We start from the raw sequence: 18,341 nt of genomic DNA on the forward strand, positions 1-18,341 counted from the left end.
GTGAACAGACAATGACACAACGAGTATTCATAACCGGCGGGGCCAGTGGTCTGGGGCGGGCGATTGCGTTGCGGTATGCCAAAGAAGGCGCGAAAGTCTGTATCGGAGACATTAACCCCGAGCAGGGCATGGCGGTTGAAACCGAACTCAACAACGCTGGCGGTGAAGGCCACTTTGTGGAATGCGACGTTCGCCGCCTGACCGACTTCGAAAAAGTCCGCGATGAACTGATACAAAAATGGGGCGGCGTCGACATCGTCATCAACAACGCTGGCGTTGCCTCCGCAGGCTCCATCGAAGACACCACCATCGGCGACTGGGAATGGATCCTCGACATCAACGTGCTGGGTGTCGTGCGCGGCTGCAAAACCTTCACCCCAGTGTTCAAAGAACAGGGCCAGGGCACCTTCGTGAACATCGCCTCCATGGCCGGGCTCATGCTGGCGCCCCTGATGAACAGCTACAACGTCTCCAAAGCAGGCGTTATAGCACTATCGGAAACCCTCAGCCAGGAGCTCAGAGACTCCGGCATACACGTCAGTTGCGTGTGCCCGGCCTTCTTCCAGACCAACCTGACCAGCAGCATGCGCTCCGACATTCCGGGCATCCAGCAGAACGTCAACAAACTGATGAAGCGCTCCGGCATCACCGCCGCTGACGTGGCCGACGACATCTTCCGCAGCGTCAAAGACAAAGACTTCTGGGTGCTGCCCCACGCCAAAGAACGCCGAATGTGGATACTCAAACGCCATGCGCCCTGGGCCTTCGACTGGCTGATGCACCAGGAGAGCAAACGCTGGCTCAAAAAAATGGCCCCCAGGGCTAACGCCTGAATTGACCGCAGGAGACGAGGAATGACGCAGATTGACCAGGCTGTGGAGATACGGGACGGCGAGGCGCTGGAGTCCGGCGCCGTCGACCGGTTCATGAAACAGGCCATCCCCGGCCTGGAAGGGCAGCCGACCATCAAACAGTACCCTGGCGGCGCATCCAACCTGACCTATCAGGTGGATTATGGCGAGCGTTCTTACGTATTGCGCCGACCACCGTTTGGCAAAATCGCCAAGTCCGCGCACGATATGCTGCGGGAAGCCCGGGTGATGCAGGCGCTGAAACCGGCGTATCCCTATGTGCCAGAGATTGTCTCGATTTGCGACGATCACAGCGTACTGGGCTGTGATTTCTACGTTATGGAACGTTTGCACGGCATCATCCTGCGACAGGACTTTCCCAAGGATTTCAGCCTGAGTGCTGAAGACACCCGCAAGCTGTGCCTGAACGTGATCGACAAACTGGTAGACCTGCACAAGGTAGATGCAAAAGCCGCAGGCCTGGACAAGCTGGGCAAAGGCGCCGGTTACGTGCAGCGGCAGATTAGCGGCTGGAGCGACCGTTTCCGCAAGGCACGCACCGACGATGTGGGCGATTTCGAAACCGTAATGGCCTGGCTCAACGAGAAAATGCCGGAAGACCTTGCCCAGGTGGTTATCCACAACGACTTCCGTTTTGACAACGTGGTACTGAACCCCGATAACCCGTTTGAAGTGATTGGCGTGCTGGACTGGGAAATGGCCACCATCGGTGACCCGTTGATGGATCTGGGTAACAGCCTGGCCTACTGGATTGAAGCGGACGACGAAGGCCCGTTCCAGATGCTGCGCCGCCAGCCCACCCACCGGCCGGGTATGCTGACCCGCAAGGAAGTGGTGGAGTACTACATGGAACAATCCGGGTTCCGGGCGGATAACTTCGACTTTTATGAAATCTACGGCTTGTTCCGGCTGGCGGTGATCATTCAGCAGATTTATTACCGTTACTACCATGGCCAGACCCAGGACAAGCGCTTTGCCGTGTTTGGCCAGGCGGCCAACTATCTGCAGAAACGCTGCCAGCGGCTGATCGACGAGAGCCACCTGTAATGGCCACCATTTACCTGGTGCGCCACGGGCAAGCCAGTTTCGGCAAAGAAAACTACGATCAGCTATCGCCCAGGGGCTGGGAGCAAGGCCGGGTTCTGGGCCGCTGGCTGGCTGATAAGGTGCAACCAGGCGCGGTGTTTGGTGGCAATCTGCAGCGCCACCGGGAAACGGTCGAGGCGATCGCCACCGGATATGGTGTTGCCTTGCCGGATATGCAGGTGCTTGAGGGTTTGAACGAGTTCAATCATCTGGAGGTGGTGGAACGGCTGAAACCGGAGTGGGCCGACAAGCAGGTGATGGCCCGGGATCTCGCCAGCTTTCCGAAACCCGCCAGGGCCTTTCAGCAGGTTTTTGAACAGGCGGTGCTGCGCTGGGTGAGTGGTGAGCACGACGCCGACTACGCAGAAACCTGGTGTGGCTTCCGGGTAAGGGTGAACGATGCCCTGGAACGGCTACTGGCGCTGGCTGAGGGTGCGGATGTGATTGTTGCCACGTCGGGTGGGCCGATTGCGGTGATTGCCCAGTCGTTGCTTGAGTTGTCAGACCGCAAGACGCTCGAACTGAACAGTGTCATCGCCAACGCCAGCGTGTCCCGTCTATTGTATTCCGGGCCCAGGCGCAGTTTGTCGGTTTTCAATAATTACAGCCACCTGGAGGCGGAAGATACCGCCCTGGTGACCTTCCGATAGCTTTCCAACTGAACACCAAGAGGGAATTCCATGAGTAACAAGAATCTGTTTGACCTGACGGGAAAAATTGCCCTGGTAACGGGTGCCAGCCGTGGTATCGGTGAGAGCATTGCCCGCCTGTTGGCGCAGCACGGTGCCCACGTGATTGTCAGCAGCCGCAAGATTGACGGTTGTGAAGCGGTGGCGGCCAGCATCCGCGAGCAGGGCGGCAGCGCAGAAGCCTTTGCCTGCCATATTGGTGAAATGGAACAGATTGAAGCGGCCTGGGAACACATCGACAGAACCCATGGCAAGCTGGATATCCTGGTAAACAATGCCGCAGCCAATCCATATTTTGGCCCGGTTGAAGATACCGATTTGGGGGCCTTCCAGAAAACCGTTGATGTGAACATCCGAGGCTATTTCTTCATGTGTGCCCGAGGCGCCCAGTTGATGAAGAAAAACGGTGGCGGCGCTATCGTTAACGTTGCCTCAGTGAACGGTGTAAATCCGGGCCATTTTCAGGGCATTTACTCGGTCACCAAGGCGGCGGTCATCTCCATGACCAAATCCTTTGCCATGGAATTGGGGCAACAAAAAGTAAGAGTGAATGCGCTGCTACCGGGGCTCACCGATACCAAATTCGCCAGTGCGCTGACCAGCAACGAAGCCATCAAGAAGCAGGCCATGGCGCACATTCCCATGAAGCGGGTGGCAGACCCGGACGAAATGGCCGGTACCGTGCTGTATCTCGTGTCGGACGCCTCCAGCTACACCACCGGCGCCTGCATCAACGCCGATGGCGGCTATCTGACGGTGTAATGAGCGCACCAGGCGGCCGGGCAGTGTTGCATTCCGACCGCCAGGTGCGGCGCTTTAGCTGCAGGTAAGTGAGGCGAAGTCGCCCCGAAGTTCCGAGGCTTTGGCCAGCAGGTGATTGCGCTGTTCACGATCACCTGCGTTGATCACCGAGTGGATCAAAGCCGCCATTGCGTGCTGGCTCTCTGCCATCATGGCGCGGTATTCCTCACCCCGAAAACGGTCGGAATGCAGCAGCAGTTCCTCAATGCGGTTCTCGAATTCCGGCGATTGACGAAATTCCAGGGCGTCCAGCAGCGCCAGTTGCCAGTTCCGTCGGCTGTGGAGCCAGATTTCCGTCTGTTGGCCGCGGTTGGCCGACCAGTCGCTAATGATGTCACGCTGCTCTGTGTTGAGGTCGCCCAGCCATCGCTCCAGCCGCTCGGCGGCTCGTTCTGCCCGGGCCTGGGCGGCTTCAGCCCGGGAACCCTGAAGCAGCTCCTGCTCCAGTTCCTGTTGTTTTTCCTGCATGTTTCGGGCGAGTTCCTGCACCTGTTCGTGGTCTAACGATGCCAGCAAGCGGGTGGCGATGGGTGTGGCCCGGGTGAGTAATTCCGGTATAAACGCCAGGGCTTGTTGCTGGTGGCTCTGGACGTCGTCTGGGGATGGCGGGCCAGCAGAAAGCCCGGAGGTCAGATCAGCCAACCAGGATTGATAACGTGGCAGTTCTGCAGTGCAATGCCACTGCCGGAGATCCTCCAGATCGCTATTCAGGCGACTTTTCTGTTCGCTGGTGAGGGTAATGTAGTCTTCAACCCACCAGACAATGCCCCAGTCTGCGTAACGGTAGGCCATCGTTGTGGAGCTGCAGCCAGCCAGTAGCAATACCAGAGCGAGGAGCCCGAATATCGGGCGCCGTGAACTTTGCAGCGGGTCATCCATTGTTGATATCCCTCAGTAAAATGCCGTATGGCAATTCAGTGTGCGCTTTCTAAGATGGTAGCGCTTGCGTGCCAGCCGTGTCAGTTTTTACGGCCTGTGCCGCCCGCTGGATGCCAGCTGCCCAATGTTCCATTACAGAGAGACCAGAATGTCCAAGTTCAAACAGTCACGCGTGCGCCAGTTTGTGTTTTCGCTGTATATGTCCGGGTTCATGTCGCTGTTGATGTCCGGCATCATCACCCTGATCAACATGGGGCTTGTGCCGGGCTTCCTGAATCGCTGGCTGGCCGCGTTCGTGGTGGCCTGGGCCGTGGCCTTCCCTCTGGTTATGTTCATTGCTCCGATGGCCGGTAGGTTGGCAGACTGGACGGTTGCCAGGTTTTCAGGCGCCAGTAGCGCATCCGAGCGCCGCCAGCCCGATTAGCGGGGGCGCCATCACCCACAACACTTCTGTTGTCCCTATTGTAAAAAAGTGTAAATCCGTTTCCCGTCACCTGCCGTAGTTTGCGTTTGACACTGATCAGGGGGTGAATCAGTGCGGGCTCGAACCACGTGATCAGGTAATCAACGTCCCAGACGAGGAACGGAAACAATGAAGACAAAATATGTGTTGCCAATAGTGTTGGCGAGCGGTGTCTTGTTCGCCGGTTGTAGCGACAGTGATGACGATGATAAGGCCGATGTGCCTGCGCAGAACATTCTTGAAATCGCCGTCGAAAATGAGAATACAACAATTCTTGAAGCTGCGGTTCTTGCCGCTGATCCTTCGATTGCAACCTTGCTTGGCGGCGATGATGAGCTAACGGTCTTCGCGCCGACAGACACAGCCTTTGAAGCTCTGCTGGTGGATCTTGGAATTGACGCGCCAACATTACTGGCTGATACGGAACTCCTGAATAAGGTTCTCTCTTATCACGTTCTCGCAACATCCGTGGGTGAGGTCAAGTCGGGCGCAGCGATCAATGTTGCTCAAAGCCCTGTCCCGTCGAACCTGGTGGCCACCGTGAACGGCGAAAACGTGGCGCTGTCATTGTCTCAGGAGAGAGGTAACAAAGACGGGAGAGGCGGGCAATCGGAGTTCGTCTCTCTCGCTCGTTCTTAGCAGGCGGTCGACAACGTTTTTTCAGCCCGGCCCAAGCCAGCCACTCTTTTTTCACTGCGGGCGAGGGCAGCAAGACAGTTCACAACGACGTTATTGCACAGCGGTGGCAGTGTTGTCTTCACCAGACTGTGACAGAGAGAGCCCCACCGGTGGCCGGTAATGCAGTGAGTAGAGCACCCGATCAAGCACGGCCTGGCCGTTCCAGGCCGGATCGTTGTTCACCATACCGACGATGGCCCAGGTTGTCTGGTGATCGTCCCGGGTAAAGCCAGCGATTGAACGCACGTTTTCCAGATAGCCGGTCTTAATCCGGCCTTCGCCATCCATGCCGGTGTTCCGCAGTCGGCGCGCCATGGTGCCGTCCATTGCGATGATGGGCATGGAGGCCATCAGGTCTGAGGCGTAGGGGCTTTCCCAGGCCCGCTGCAATATTTGCGCACCTTGTCGGGCGCTGATCCGGCCATGGCGGGTGAGGCCCGCGCCATTGTCGATCACCATTCCGTTGGTGTTGATCCCTTTGCTTTCCAGCCAGTCATAAACCACCCGGATGCCCGCCACGCGATCGTCTTTCTCCTTGGGCAGGCGGTGCTCAGCACCAATGGTCAGCAGCATCTGCCGGGCCATCACGTTGCTGCTCCACTTGTTAATATCCCGCACCATGGAGACCAGATCCGGGGAAGTGGTTCGGATGACCAGCCTTGCCTCGTCTGGAGTGGTTTCGAAGCGATTGCCGCCGAGAATGGCGACACCCATATCCGACAGCACAGACCGTATGATGGAGGAGGAGTAGTGTTTGTGATCCAGCAGTGACAGGTAGCGGGTAGTTCGGCAGCCCTGGGGCAACTCTCCGGTCACACGTACGGTCACCCGCTGGTCTGCATGGAACACCGGTTCCCAATCGAACCCTTTACGGGCGGGGCAGGGGCCTTCGGGAACTGCCGTCACCCGGTTGTCTATTATCACATCACTCAGGTTCGGCGTTGCCCAGGCCTGGGTGCCGCGCTCATCGGCACGAACCTGAAACTGCAGCAGATTCAGGTTAACGAGATAGCCGGAAGGCTCCACCAGAAACGGTGCATGGGGATTGTCCCCATTGTCTTCGAAGGAAGGGAGCCCGCCATCGACAAGAAAGTGGCTGCCATCGAGGATCAGGTCGCCGGTTACCTGGTTGATGCCCATGCTCTTCAGTTCGCCCAGGGCACTCCACAGGCGCTCTATCGTCAGCTTGGGGTCGCCGCCTAAGCGCACATAAAGATTGCCTTCGAGGGTGTCGCCAACCATGGTGCCATCGGTCAGGAAATCGGTATTCCAATGGTAAGTCGGGCCCAGCAGCTCCAGGGCGGCGTAGGTGGTGACCAGCTTCATGATCGAGCCGGGGCTCATGAGTGTGTCAGCGTTCACATACTGCTCAATGCCCGGCCCGTTCAGGGGGATGGCTGCGACACCCAGGGCCTGATCACTGTTCAGCGACTTTTTGGCGTAGGCTTGTATCTTTGTGGCCCATAGCTTCGAGCTGGCAAATGCATCTTCTGCGGAGCCTGGTTGCTGTGCTAGTGCAGCGCCTGACAGCAGGCTGCCGCAAAGCATGGCGCTTGCGGACAACCGCAAAAGTCCGTGTTGAAACCTGGCGTAGCATCCGGCCGGGCCAGATTGTGCCCTGGAATCCTGAGTCATAATAACCTGAACCCGCTGAAGAGACCTTTTTGTACAATAGCCTATTCTCTGTCTTTCTACTATGCAGAAAGCCTATACATAACGTTAAAAGATGACAGTAGTTGCGTTGTTTATATTGAGGTTTTGTGACGGACTGTAAGTGGCTTTCAGAATCAGTCAGTTACTATTGGCGTTTGAAGAGATAACCGTCTGGAAGCGGCCCGAAGGCCAATGGCTTTGCGATGCCGGATGGCAAAATGTTCCCAATCCCCGATGTGAGTTGTGCCATGTTGAATAAGCTGAAGCATTCGTTGAACGTGCTGGAATCGGTTACCACCTCTTCCTTCTCTGCCTGGCGCGGGTGCCTGGTGGTGAAGGCTGCCCGGCAACCTGAAAAGCCGCTGGTGCTGTACGATATCGAAGCCTGCCCTTTTTGCCGGCGGGCCCGGGAGGCGTTGACCGCACTGCATCTGGACGTCGAAATCCGTCCTTGCCCGAAAGGTGGCCGACAGTATCTGGCCCAGGCCGAGGCGCTTGGCGGCAAGCAGCAGTTCCCATTACTGCACGACCAGAACACCGGTGAGGTGATCTACGAATCCGACGCCATTGTTGAATACCTGTTCCGCCAGTATGGCCAGTGTTCCGTGCCCCGTTATTACCAGCCCCGCCCCTGGCAACCGGTATTGGGTATGGCAGGTTCCGGCGCCAGTGAACTGCGGGGCACCCGGGCCCGGTTGGCCCGCAATCCCGAGCAGGGCTTGCACTTGTGGAGTTTTGAGGGCAGCCCGTTTTCCAGGCTGGTACGGGAACGCTTGTGCGAACTGGAGATTCCCTACACGCTGCACAATCTTGGCAAGGAGCATTGGTCAGAAGTCGGGCCAGCGCGCCAGCGCATCAAACCCGGCCCCTACAGGCCGCGGCCCGGCGGTAAGCGCGATGCGTTTTTTCAGGCCCATGGCCGGGTGCAGGTGCCGTATCTGGAAGATCCGAACACCGGGGAGGCGCTGTTCGAGTCAGCCCGAATTCTGAGATACCTCGAAATTACTTATGGCCAGTGAGTCATGCACCCGGGGCTGGTAATCCCGGGGTGAGCCGGTATCATTTGCGCGATCTGTTTGCTTTCGGGGAAGTCTGACGCCTTATGTTTACCGGCCAATGCCTGTGTGGTGATATCCAGTTCGAATACAACGGGCCCCTGGGGCCGGTGGCGCTTTGCCATTGCAGCCAGTGCCGTCGTAACCACGGCAGCGCGTTTTCGGCCAGCGCGCCGGTGCAGGCGGTGCGTTTCCGGTTCACCCAGGGTGAAGACAAGATTACCGAGTTTGAATCCCGCCCCGGCAAGTATCGGGCTTTCTGCAGCCGCTGCGGTAGCGCGCTTTACAGCCGGGTTGATGCGATCCCCGGCATCCTGCGCTTGCGAGTGGGGGTAATCAATGAACCTTTGGGCAAGAAGGCGGCACAGCACGTTTATGTCGGGTCGAAATCCGACTGGTTTGAAATTACCGACGATCTGCCCCGGTTCGAGAAAACCGAAAGAACCAACGATCCGCACTGAGCTCGGCCCGGCCGCCTGTTTTACCGGATGGCCGGGGTAAGCGATTACTCCACGGGCACCATGCGATAGAGTCGCCCGTTGTTGGCGTCGGTCAGTAGCCACAGCGCTCCGTCCGGGCCCACACGGACGTCGCGAATGCGTTCGCCCAGATTGGTGAGCAAGTCCTCCTCCTCGACCACCTTTTCACCATCCAGTGATAGCCGAACCAGTTTTCGAAGCTTCAGTGCGCCGATAAACAGGTCGCCTTGCCATTGCGGGAACAGTTCCCCGGCGTAGAACGCCATGCCGGACGGAGCGATGGACGGATCCCAGTAATGCAGTGGGTCGGTGACGCCTTCCATGGTGGTTCGGCTGGAAATGGGCAGCCCGGAATAATCAATGCCATAGGTGACCTTGGGCCAGCCGTAGTTGCTGCCGGCACGAAGGATGTTGATCTCGTCGCCGCCGCGTGGGCCATGCTCATGGCTCCAGATTTCGCCGGTTTCGGGGTGGCGAGTCATGCCCTGAATGTTGCGGTTGCCGTAGGTGAAGAAGGTTTCGTTGAAGCCGCTTTGATTGGCAAAGGGGTTGCCGTCTGCAGGCTCGCCGTTAATGGCGAGCCTGTGAACACCACCGGCATCGTCTGAGGTGTCCTGGGCGCGACCCATGTCTCCACGGTCGCCCACTGCGACATATAACCGCTCTTGGGTGTCGAACGCCATGCGCCCGGCAAAGTGACGACCGGTATTGGAGCGAGGCCGGGCTTCGAAAACGACGGTGACATCAGACAGTGCCTCATGGCGGTAGACTGCCCGGGCTACGCGGGTTGTCATGCCTTGCCGGTTGCGGTGGGCATAGCTGAGAAACAGCAGATGATTGTCTTCGAAGTTCGGGTGAAGCAGAACATCCAGCAATCCGCCCTGACCAGAAACCACCAGGTTCGGAAGGCCGCTGATTGGCTTGGTAAGAAGCTGGCCATTCTTCACAAGCCGCAGACGGCCTTCCCGTTCGGTGATCAGCAGGTCACCTTCTGGAAGAAAAGCCAAGCTCCAGGGGTGCTCGAGCCCCTCGGCAATGGTCTCTAGCCGAAACTCGCCCTGGCGGTGCGAAAACCGCTGGTCGGCCTGTGCCCCCGTTGCCATCAGAAGAAGGATCAGTGCCGTCAGGAACGGTCTTGAATGCATGACAACTCCTATCGGTTTCCGGTGGGTTGTACCGGTATTGCCAAACAATAGTCGATTCGGAGCAGGGCGCCAGCTGAGGCAAAACAACTGAGTCAAATAATAAGAATTATCATTTGCATTGTTGTCGGCGTATTATAAAATGCCTCTATTGCTTACCGAAAACCGTCAAGGAAGTCGTCATGGAACACGAAGTTTACGAAGGGCTCAAAATTGCCTGTTTCGCGACCGGGTGTATCAGCCTGGCGCTGATCAGTCTCGCCATCCTGCTCTGATCCTCTCATCGTCTGGAGGCTTTTTGCAGCCAGCGATCCAACTGATCCGCAAACTCCTTGCGATCGCCCTGGCCAAAAGGCGCGGGGCCACCAGTAACCTGGCCTGCATTGCGCATTTCTTCCATAAAGTTACGCATGGCGAGGCGCTGGCGGATGTTTTCTTTGGTAAAGGCCTGCCCCCGGGGGTTGAAGACATCGGCGCCTTTCTCAATCGCTTCCGCTGCCAGGGGGATGTCTTGGGTAATCACCAGGTCGCCTTTGCTCATCTGATCCATAATTTCATTGTCGGCCACATCGAAACCCTGGGGTACCTGGCGGCGGCTCAGATAGGGGCTGGGTGGCAGACTGATGGCGTGGTTGGCAATAAAGGTGGTCTGGATCTGCCAGCGGGTGGCCGCACGGCAGAGGATTTCCCGGATGGGCACGGGGCAGGCATCGGCGTCGACCCAGATTGGCATGTTGGCAGTCCTGAATTAGTGAAACAGAGCACCAGTTTAACCGACTGGTGGTGAGCCTGTTAGCGATGGGTTGCGTAAATAGTGACGTCTATTTTGAAGCGGCCGGGCGATGCAGCGTTTTGTTGGTGGGGGAGTGGTATAATCCTGCGCTCACTCAATGAACAGGAACTGATAATGTCCCAGTTGCCCCCGTGCCCCCAGTGTACTTCTGAATATACTTACGAAGACGGCGTCCAGCTTGTCTGCCCGGAGTGTGGCCACGAGTGGTCGGAAGCCGAGCAGGCCGCGGAAGAGGCTGGCAAGGTGATTCGCGATGCCAATGGTAACGAGCTGCAGGACGGCGATACGGTTACGGTGATCAAAGACCTCAAGGTGAAAGGTTCCAGCCTGGTGGTGAAAGTCGGCACCAAGGTGAAGAACATTCGCCTGGTCGACGGTGATCATGATATTGATTGCAAAATTGATGGCGTGGGTGCCATGAAACTGAAATCGGAGTTTGTGAAAAAAGTCTGATCACAGTTCCATTGTTGACTACACTCAGGTTTGTGATAGATCTATATAACCCACTGTATTTAATGGACTGACCGCTTGGCAGCTCTGAAACGGAACATCTGGGCGCTCTATTTGCTGATCGTCTTGCTGGGAGCAGCCATTCTCACGGCTGTGCTCTATCAGCGCTGGCACTCGATTGTCTCGGATGAGGCGATGTATCAGGTGTCCCGGGCAAAACTGGTTCACCAGTCTGTGAACAGTTTTCTGCACACGCAGGAGCTGGTTCTGGATGTCATCGGCCGAGAATTGCTTGATTCCCCCGGGATTCTTGAGGGCCAACGGGCAATTCCGTTGCTGGACAGCATTCTGTCTGTCAACCCGACACTGGTGGGTTCGGCCTTGCCAATGCCGATGGCAAACTGGTCCGTGTCAGTTCCAACCTTGATCTGTCCAAGCTGCCTAATCTCCGTACCAACCCGGCAACCGCCAAAGGTTTTGCCCTCGCGCTTGAGTCTGACCATATGGTGGTCGGCCGCACCTATCATGTTGACGCTCTGGCCGAATGGGTGATTCCTGTCCGCAAAGCATTGAGAGCGCCGGATGGAAGAGTGGTTGCAGTGATGACGGCGGGTTTACGGGTGGGCGAAGCCGGGATGATATTCAGCCAACAACTGCATGACAGCCTTGACGATAGCGTGATTCTCTTCCGGGAACGTGATCGCTACGTGCAGTTTATGTCGAGGGATAATATTCGCCCTGAACAGTATTCGGAAATGCAGTTTTCCGAGACTGAGATTGCTGATCAGCGGCGGGTGTTTGAGGACTCCGTCGGGCTGTCCAAACCGAAGATCATGGAGAGTCGCGAAGCGTTTACGTTTTTCTCCAGAAGAGATGGTCTCAAGTACCTGGCGGCGGTTATTTACGATCCGCACTACGAGCTATGGACGATCTCGGAGTCATCCTTTGCGCCTTTGCACCGCAAGTTTTCGGCCACGTTGCTGTTTTACGTGTCTGGCTCTCTGTTGATTATCGGCATTCTGTACTTGCTGTTCCGGGTTATTGACCGTGCAGAACGAGCCAAACGTCAGGAACTGCTTTTTCAGGCCCGACACGATGACCTGACCGGCTTACTGAATCGTGCGGGCTTGCTGGACCGTTTGAAGTTCAGGCTTGGCCGGGGCAAACCTTTCAGTCTTGTCGTTATCAATATCGATAATTTCAGTGGCATTAACGACCGCTTTGGCCTGGAGCACGGGGATGACATGCTGGTGGAGTTCGGTGGGCGCCTGAAGCGGCTCGTTTACGAGTCTGATGACCTTGCCCGATTGGGCGGTGACGAGTTTGTGATTGTCACCCCGAATACCGACCTGCCGTTATTGACGGAGGTGTGTGATGGCCTGGTGCAGAATCTGGTCGAAACTTTTGAGGTTGGCCGGTTGCACTTGCAAGTGGGTGTTCGGATCGGTGTTGCCCGTTTCCCGGACGACGGCGACGCGGTGAGTGAGTTGATACGCAGTGCCCACCTGGCGTTGCATGAGGCGCGGCAAAGTCGGAGCACGGTTTGCGTTTACCGCAGCGACATGGAAACGGCTTATTTGCGTGGGCTGAGCGTTGAGCAGCGATTGCGGTTCGGGCTGGCTGCCCGCAATTTGCATATGGTGTATCAGCCCCAGGTAGATGAGCGCGGCACCATGACCGGCCTGGAAGCGCTGGTTCGCTGGCAGGATGACGAGCTGGGTTTTGTCTCGCCCGCCGAGTTTATCCCGGTGGCGGAGCGCTCCGGCCTGATGATTCCGCTAGGCAAATTCGTACTGGATACCAGTCTCGAAGAGTTCAGCCCGTTGTTGGCAGATTCTCCCAGGGCCCTTGATCTGGCGATCAATATCTCTGTTATCCAGTTCTGCCAGGCGGACTTTGTGGAAACGGTATTGTCGGCCCTGGCGGCTCATCAGGTGGCGCCGGAACGCCTGGTTCTGGAAATCACCGAAAGCCTGTTTATGGATAACTTCCAGCAGGTGCTGGAGACCGTGTGCCGCTTGCGGGATCGGGGCATACGCATTGCGATGGACGACTTTGGTACCGGTTACTCATCCCTGAGCCTGTTGCGACAACTGCCACTGGATGAACTCAAAATCGATAAAAGTTTTGTCGATGCGGTGGTCGATGATGAAAAAGCCGCCAACATGGTGCGCAGCATTGTGGCCATTGCTGACAGCCACAAGATGAGCCTGATCGCCGAGGGTGTAGAAGACAAGGCTCAGGCCAGCGCTCTGATTAAGCTGGGTTGTTTTCGTTTTCAGGGATATCATTTCGGGCGCCCCGTGGCTCTGGCGGAGATCCGTGACGGAATCGTTTTGGCCAGCCAGGATTAACCAGATCACCTGCGACCATTGGTCGCTGCCGGACTCTTTGAACCTCTGCTCTGTCGCCGCTACATTAAGCAAAACGGTTATTCATCAAGGAATTTTCCATGAAACAACGTCTTAGCCTGTTGAGCCTGGCCGCAGCCCTGATTACGTTTCCGGCTGTTGCCGACGATCATGGGCAACATCACGGCGAGCACCATTCCGGCGCGCAGATTGAAATCAGTAATGCCTGGAGCCGTCCGACCCCGCCGGGCGCGGGTATGGGGGTGGGTTACATGGCCATCAGCAACCACGGTGATCAGGCGGTCACGCTGGTGTCGGCAAACACCGATCGCGCGGGCCATGTTTCCCTGCACCAGACCAGTATGCACGACGGCCTGATGAAAATGCAGCCGCTAGCGCATGGCCTGGAAATCCCGGCGGGCCAGACGGTTCAGCTCGAACCCCAGGGTTACCATCTGATGCTGGAGAAGCTCACCATGCCGCTGAAGGCAGGTGAGCATGTTCCTGTCACTCTGGAGTTTGAGGGAGCAGAAACGCGCCATATTGAGCTGATGGTGCGCTCACTTGATGGTGAGATGGGTCACTCGAATATGGGCCATTCCCATATGAACCACTGAGTAGCGGATACAACCATGGCCCAAGTTGGGGCTGTGGTTGTCTTGGCCCAGCTCCGGGCTAAAGCCTGATGCTTGTTATCTCGTCAAAACTTGTTCCCGACCGACCTGCTGCAACCTACTGCTTACTATCGGAATGCCCCAGCGAATGCTCAGGCGCAATTCGGTCTCGCACCAGTTGCTTCAAGTGTTTGATCTCCGGGAATCCGCCCATGGATTTCCGGTCCCAGATCCGGGTGTCGTTCACCCAGACTTCGAAGATGCCCCCTGTGCCAGGTTTCAGGATGAGTTCGTCGATCATGCCGTCGAACGTTGTTAGCAGTTCCTGGGCCATCCAGGCGGAGCGCAGCAGCCAGTTGCAGCCGGTGCAGTAGTGGAGAGTGATCTGGGTTGCCATACCGTAATGCATCCTGCATGAATTAAGGAATTAGCCATGCTATCAAAAGGGAAAGCGATATTCTTTCATGCGGGGCTGTACTATGGCGTATTGGCTTGTTGATAGTCCGAGTTCCGGTAATGGCGGTCGTAACAGTGCATTCTGGGAGCCTTACCTCAAAGAGTGCGGCATAGAAAACCTGACCTGCTGCCGGCTGGATGAGAGCGCACAGTGGTGTGGCCTGGTAAGCGAATCTGACTGTTTGCTGGCGGCCGGTGGTGATGGGTCGGTGAATGCGGTAGCAGCTCTATGCCTGAAGACCGGCGCCACCCTGGGTGTCCTGCCTTCCGGAACCGCAAACGATTTCGCCCGGAATCTGGGCATACCCAATAAGCCTGAAGACGTTGCCCGGCTGGTGGCAGAAGGCGTCGTGCAGAGAGTGGATGTTGCCGATGTCGGAGATGGAATATGTCTGAACGTGGCCCATGTCGGGCTGGGTACGTTGCCTTCACGCCAGGTGAGCGCTCCCGCGAAGAAAAGTCTGGGTCGTTTCAGCTATCTTGCCACCTTGTTTCGCAAACTGGGCGCCCAGCGAGGGTTTTACGCCCGCATAACCACCGACAAGTCAGTTCTTGAGGGCCGCTGGCTTTCAGTGGCCATCGCAACGGGCGCCTATTTTGGTGGTGGCCATGAAATCCCGGAGGCCTGTGCCAACGATGGCCTGCTGGATGTGATCGCCGTCCGGCCGAGGCCCCTGCTCCAGTTGCTACTGGCTTTTGTAATGGTGCGCCTGAACCGGAAAACCCCGGACAGAACCAGCACGGTTGTTCAGGTAAAAGGCACTCGTTGTGAGGTTCAGACCAACAAGCCCAAAACCGTGACCGTGGATGGAGACATTGCGGGTAAAACCCCAATCAGCATGCATTGTCGTGCGGGTGTGCTGAAGGTGATTGGTCGAAGGGTGGTACACACTGGCAAGCCCGAACGGGGCACTTGAGACGCACTGCGTCTGGCGTTACTGACAAAAGACCGGTACCGTTGTATGACAAGGAATTCAGGATTATTCAGCGGACTTGGTTTATGCAGCCAAAAGAGTTAGTTACACAGTTTATAGCAGCGATTCAGGATCAGCGTTTTGATGAAGCCAAGTTGCTGTTGGCAGAAGACGGATTTGAATACGTTGGACCGAATATGCGGTTCCTGAACCGGGACGACATGCTGGCTTACCAGTTTGGTATGGCCGCCATCCAGAAAGATCTGGTGCTACGCCAGTTAAGCGAGGATGGTGAGCATGTGTTTGCGATTCTGGATTACCGCACCCATTTCGAACCCATTGGCGATGTGCGCCTTGCGGTCTGGTTCCGGGTTCACGAGGGCAGGATTCAGGTAGTGGAAGCCTTCTACAATGCGGCCGTCGTGGAAAATATGCTGGGAGGAAACCTGCCTACTGCGGGCTGAACAAGCCTGTTGGGGCACCCTCATCCAGAGTGCCCCTCCATCCCGCCAGACAGTCAGCTCAGCCCGGCTTTGCACGCCCGTGCCGCGTGCAGCTTCTTGTAGCTTTCAATCATCTTCAAATGCCTGTCCAGACCGCGCAGATCCATGCCGGTTTCTTCCAGGCCGTAGAAGCGCACAGAGCCCTCGATCGAGCCGACGACGGCATCCATCACCTCGTTACCGAACATCCGGCGGAAATTGTACAGGTAGTCTTCCAACGCCAGTTCTTCGTCCAGCGTTGCTTCCAGAGAGGCCTGCATGGCCTGATAGAACAGGCCCCGCTCCACCGTGTTGTCGTTGAACTGCAGGAACATTTCTACCAGTTCAAGCGCCTCTTCCAGTTCGCCCAGCGCCAGATAGATCAGCAGCTTCAGTTCCAGAATGGTGAGCTGACCCCAGACGGTATTTTCATCGAATTCGATGCCGATCAGGGTAACGATGGTCATGTAGACATCCAGCTCGGACTCTTCCAGCCGCTCCACCAGGCTGGCTAGGGCGTCCTGATCCAGGCGGTGCAGGTTCAGAATGTCCTCACGGAAAGTCAGGGCCATGTTGGTGTTGTCCCATACCAGATCTTCCACCGGGTAAACTTCGGAGTAGCCGGGCACCAGAATCCGGCACACCGGTGCACCAAGGTCTTCAAAGACCGCCATGTAGCATTCCTTGCCCATGTCCGAGAGGATGCCGAACAGGGTGTTGGCTTCCTCTTCATTGGTGCCGGAGAAATCCCACTCCACGAAGTCGTAATCCGATTTGGCACTGAAAAAGCGCCAGGACACCACACCGCTGGAGTCGATGAAGTGTTCCACGTAGTTGTTGGGCTCGGTAACCGCCATGGAATTGAAGGTCGGTGCCGGCAGATCGTTCAAGCCTTCAAAGCTGCGGCCCTGCATCAATTCGGTAAGGCTGCGCTCCAGTGCCACCTGCAGGCAGGGATGGGCGCCAAAGCAGGCGAATACGCCGCCGGTTTTCGGGTTCATTACGGTGACCGAGATCACCGGGAACTGCCCGCCCAACGAGGCATCTTTCACCAGTACCGGAAAACCCTGTGCTTCCAGAGCGTTCAGGCCCTCAACAATGTCCGGGTATTTGGCCAGCACCTCATCCGGCACGTCTGGCAGCGCGATTTCGTTTTCGATGATTTCTTTTTTCACTGCCCGCTCGAGAATCTCCGACAGGCATTGAACCTGCGCTTCCTGCAGCGTGTTGCCCGCGCTCATGCCGTTGCTGAGGAACAGGTTTTCGATCAGGTTGGATGGGAAATACACGGTTTCCCCGTCCGACTGGCGCACGTAAGGAATGGCGCAGATGCCCCGCTCGGGCGTGCCTGAGTTGGTGTCGAACAGGTGGGTTCCGAGCAGCTCACCGTCGGGGTTGTAGATGCTCAGGCAATGCTCATCCAGAATGCCGTCGGGCAGCTCGCCCTCGGGGCCGGGCTGAAACCACTTCTCGTTCGGGTAATGAACGAACTCGCTGTTGCCGATCTCCTGACCGAAGTACTGATCGTTGTAGAAAAAGTTGCAGTTCAGGCGCTCGATGAATTCACCCAGCGCGGACGCCAGCGCGGCTTCTTTGGTGGCGCCCTTGCCGTTGGTGAAACACATGTGAGCGGCGGTGTCGCGCACATGCAACGACCAGACGTGGGGCACAATGTTGCGCCAGGACGCGATCTCGATCTTCATCCCCAGGTCCGACAGAATGCCGGCCATGTTGGCAATGGTCTGCTCCAGCGGAAGATCCTTGCCTTCAATGTAGGTGCGGGTGTTGTCGCCAGCGCCCACGGTGAGTAGTGCCTGGGCGTCTTCATCCAGGTTTTCGACCACCTCAATCTGAAAGTCCGGGCCGGTTTGCACCACTTTTTTCACGGTGCAGCGGTCGATGGAGCGGATGATACCCTGGCGATCCTTGTCGGAAATGTCTTCCGGCAGTTCCACCTGAATCTTGAAAATCTGCTTGTAGCGGTTTTCCGGGTCTACAATGTTGTTTTGTGACAGCCGGATGTTGTCGGTGGGAATATCCCGGGCGTTGCAGTACACCTTCACAAAATAGGCCGCGCACATGGCGGAGGACGCCAGAAAGTAGTCAAAGGGACCAGGAGCCGAGCCGTCGCCCTTGTAGCGCACGGGCTGGTCTGAGACGACGGTAAAATCGTCGAATTTGGCCTCAAGCCTCAGGTTGTCGAGATAATTGACTTTGATTTCCATGGGCAGCTTACCGGATTCAGAGATATGAGCAGTTTACGCGGAATAGACGAGGTGATCCCCGATGCGCGGGATGGTCTCACAAAAACGGAGCGGACGATACTTTACGTCTTGCAGGAAACCCAGAAGGAACTGGGCGGGCGCAACGTGCCCACCGTGATGCTCTACGGACGGGTGCTGGAATACGTCAATATCAGCGAGCAGGAGTTACACCTGTACCTGGATCGTCTTGGGGTAAAAGGCGATGGTTTGCCGGGCTGAG

Annotated in this window: 21 protein-coding genes; 15 read left to right on the plus strand and 6 right to left on the minus strand. The window is 57.0% G+C overall.

Translation table 11 applies throughout. The features are described 5' to 3' along the window. Positions 1-11: 11 nt before the first annotated feature. The 4 genes from C7H09_RS07090 to C7H09_RS07105 are packed head-to-tail and all read left to right on the plus strand — an operon-like array spanning position 12 to position 3,409. Positions 12-833, plus strand: a complete 822-nt coding sequence (locus C7H09_RS07090) for an SDR family oxidoreductase (protein ID WP_106761899.1) — start codon at positions 12-14, stop codon at positions 831-833. 21 nt (positions 834-854) lie between these two features. Continuing rightward, a complete protein-coding gene (locus C7H09_RS07095; RefSeq protein ID WP_106761900.1) occupies positions 855-1,919 on the plus strand; it encodes a phosphotransferase family protein in 1,065 nt (354 codons plus the stop codon). Continuing rightward, complete coding sequence (locus tag C7H09_RS07100) at positions 1,919-2,608, plus strand: histidine phosphatase family protein (protein WP_106761901.1); 690 nt, start codon at positions 1,919-1,921, stop codon at positions 2,606-2,608. The genes C7H09_RS07095 and C7H09_RS07100 overlap by 1 nt, the downstream gene beginning before the upstream one ends. 30 nt (positions 2,609-2,638) lie before the next feature. Then, positions 2,639-3,409 (plus strand): SDR family oxidoreductase, encoded by a 771-nt coding sequence (locus C7H09_RS07105; protein WP_106761902.1) that lies wholly within the window; start codon positions 2,639-2,641, stop codon positions 3,407-3,409. A 54-nt stretch (positions 3,410-3,463) separates the two neighbouring features. Here C7H09_RS07105 and C7H09_RS07110 read toward each other — a convergent pair whose 3' ends face one another. Next, positions 3,464-4,327, minus strand: coding sequence for a DUF6279 family lipoprotein (locus C7H09_RS07110; protein WP_106761903.1), 864 nt, complete (start codon positions 4,325-4,327; stop codon positions 3,464-3,466). A 148-nt stretch (positions 4,328-4,475) separates the two neighbouring features. Between C7H09_RS07110 and C7H09_RS07115 the strand changes: the two genes are divergently transcribed. Further along, on the plus strand, positions 4,476-4,751 hold the full coding sequence (locus C7H09_RS07115) for a DUF2798 domain-containing protein (protein WP_106761959.1): 276 nt from the start codon (positions 4,476-4,478) through the stop codon (positions 4,749-4,751). 168 nt (positions 4,752-4,919) lie between these two features. After that, complete coding sequence (locus C7H09_RS07120; protein WP_106761904.1) at positions 4,920-5,429, plus strand: fasciclin domain-containing protein; 510 nt, start codon at positions 4,920-4,922, stop codon at positions 5,427-5,429. 90 nt (positions 5,430-5,519) lie between these two features. On the opposite strand, the gene dacB is transcribed toward C7H09_RS07120, so the two are convergent. Further along, the gene (gene dacB / locus C7H09_RS07125) at positions 5,520-7,103 is read right to left on the minus strand and encodes a D-alanyl-D-alanine carboxypeptidase/D-alanyl-D-alanine endopeptidase (RefSeq protein ID WP_420844183.1); all 1,584 of its coding nucleotides are present in this window, start codon (positions 7,101-7,103) and stop codon (positions 5,520-5,522) included. Positions 7,104-7,369: 266 nt separating this feature from the next. Here dacB and C7H09_RS07130 point away from each other — a divergent pair, with 266 nt between their 5' ends. Together C7H09_RS07130 and C7H09_RS07135 are read left to right on the plus strand one after the other, a co-directional pair. Continuing rightward, complete coding sequence (locus C7H09_RS07130) at positions 7,370-8,140, plus strand: glutathione S-transferase N-terminal domain-containing protein (RefSeq protein WP_106761960.1); 771 nt, start codon at positions 7,370-7,372, stop codon at positions 8,138-8,140. Between the two features lie 83 nt (positions 8,141-8,223). Then, complete coding sequence (locus C7H09_RS07135) at positions 8,224-8,637, plus strand: GFA family protein (protein WP_106761906.1); 414 nt, start codon at positions 8,224-8,226, stop codon at positions 8,635-8,637. A gap of 44 nt (positions 8,638-8,681) precedes the next feature. Here the strand turns inward: C7H09_RS07135 and C7H09_RS07140 are convergent, their stop codons facing one another. Further along, positions 8,682-9,800 carry a PQQ-dependent sugar dehydrogenase gene (locus tag C7H09_RS07140; RefSeq protein ID WP_106761907.1) on the minus strand — a complete coding sequence of 373 codons (1,119 nt, stop codon included), beginning with the start codon at positions 9,798-9,800 and terminating at the stop codon, positions 8,682-8,684. A 277-nt stretch (positions 9,801-10,077) separates the two neighbouring features. Continuing rightward, complete coding sequence (locus tag C7H09_RS07145; RefSeq protein ID WP_106761908.1) at positions 10,078-10,530, minus strand: YaiI/YqxD family protein; 453 nt, start codon at positions 10,528-10,530, stop codon at positions 10,078-10,080. Positions 10,531-10,704: 174 nt separating this feature from the next. On the opposite strand from C7H09_RS07145, the gene C7H09_RS07150 reads away from it, so the two are divergent. From C7H09_RS07150 to C7H09_RS07160, 4 genes are all read left to right on the plus strand, one after another. Beyond that, complete coding sequence (locus C7H09_RS07150; protein WP_106761909.1) at positions 10,705-11,043, plus strand: zinc ribbon domain-containing protein YjdM; 339 nt, start codon at positions 10,705-10,707, stop codon at positions 11,041-11,043. 75 nt (positions 11,044-11,118) lie between these two features. Beyond that, positions 11,119-11,592: a hypothetical protein gene (locus C7H09_RS20180; RefSeq protein WP_240616524.1), complete on the plus strand. Its 474-nt coding sequence runs from the start codon at positions 11,119-11,121 to the stop codon at positions 11,590-11,592. A 50-nt stretch (positions 11,593-11,642) separates the two neighbouring features. Then, positions 11,643-13,394 (plus strand): putative bifunctional diguanylate cyclase/phosphodiesterase, encoded by a 1,752-nt coding sequence (locus C7H09_RS07155; protein WP_240616525.1) that lies wholly within the window; start codon positions 11,643-11,645, stop codon positions 13,392-13,394. A 98-nt stretch (positions 13,395-13,492) separates the two neighbouring features. Next, positions 13,493-14,008, plus strand: a complete 516-nt coding sequence (locus C7H09_RS07160) for a copper chaperone PCu(A)C (RefSeq protein WP_106761910.1) — start codon at positions 13,493-13,495, stop codon at positions 14,006-14,008. 115 nt (positions 14,009-14,123) lie between these two features. Here the strand turns inward: C7H09_RS07160 and C7H09_RS07165 are convergent, their stop codons facing one another. Beyond that, complete coding sequence (locus C7H09_RS07165) at positions 14,124-14,402, minus strand: Rdx family protein (protein WP_106761911.1); 279 nt, start codon at positions 14,400-14,402, stop codon at positions 14,124-14,126. An 82-nt stretch (positions 14,403-14,484) separates the two neighbouring features. Between C7H09_RS07165 and C7H09_RS07170 the strand changes: the two genes are divergently transcribed. Next, positions 14,485-15,378, plus strand: coding sequence for a diacylglycerol/lipid kinase family protein (locus C7H09_RS07170; RefSeq protein ID WP_106761912.1), 894 nt, complete (start codon positions 14,485-14,487; stop codon positions 15,376-15,378). An 83-nt stretch (positions 15,379-15,461) separates the two neighbouring features. After that, complete coding sequence (locus tag C7H09_RS07175; protein WP_106761913.1) at positions 15,462-15,839, plus strand: nuclear transport factor 2 family protein; 378 nt, start codon at positions 15,462-15,464, stop codon at positions 15,837-15,839. A 53-nt stretch (positions 15,840-15,892) separates the two neighbouring features. On the opposite strand, the gene C7H09_RS07180 is transcribed toward C7H09_RS07175, so the two are convergent. Then, positions 15,893-18,082 carry an OsmC domain/YcaO domain-containing protein gene (locus C7H09_RS07180; protein WP_106761914.1) on the minus strand — a complete coding sequence of 730 codons (2,190 nt, stop codon included), beginning with the start codon at positions 18,080-18,082 and terminating at the stop codon, positions 15,893-15,895. A gap of 24 nt (positions 18,083-18,106) precedes the next feature. On the opposite strand from C7H09_RS07180, the gene C7H09_RS07185 reads away from it, so the two are divergent. After that, positions 18,107-18,340, plus strand: coding sequence for a hypothetical protein (locus C7H09_RS07185; RefSeq protein WP_106761915.1), 234 nt, complete (start codon positions 18,107-18,109; stop codon positions 18,338-18,340). Position 18,341: the final 1 nt, after the last annotated feature.

Source organism: Marinobacter fuscus (genome assembly GCF_003007675.1).
Lineage (GTDB): Bacteria > Pseudomonadota > Gammaproteobacteria > Pseudomonadales > Oleiphilaceae > Marinobacter > Marinobacter fuscus.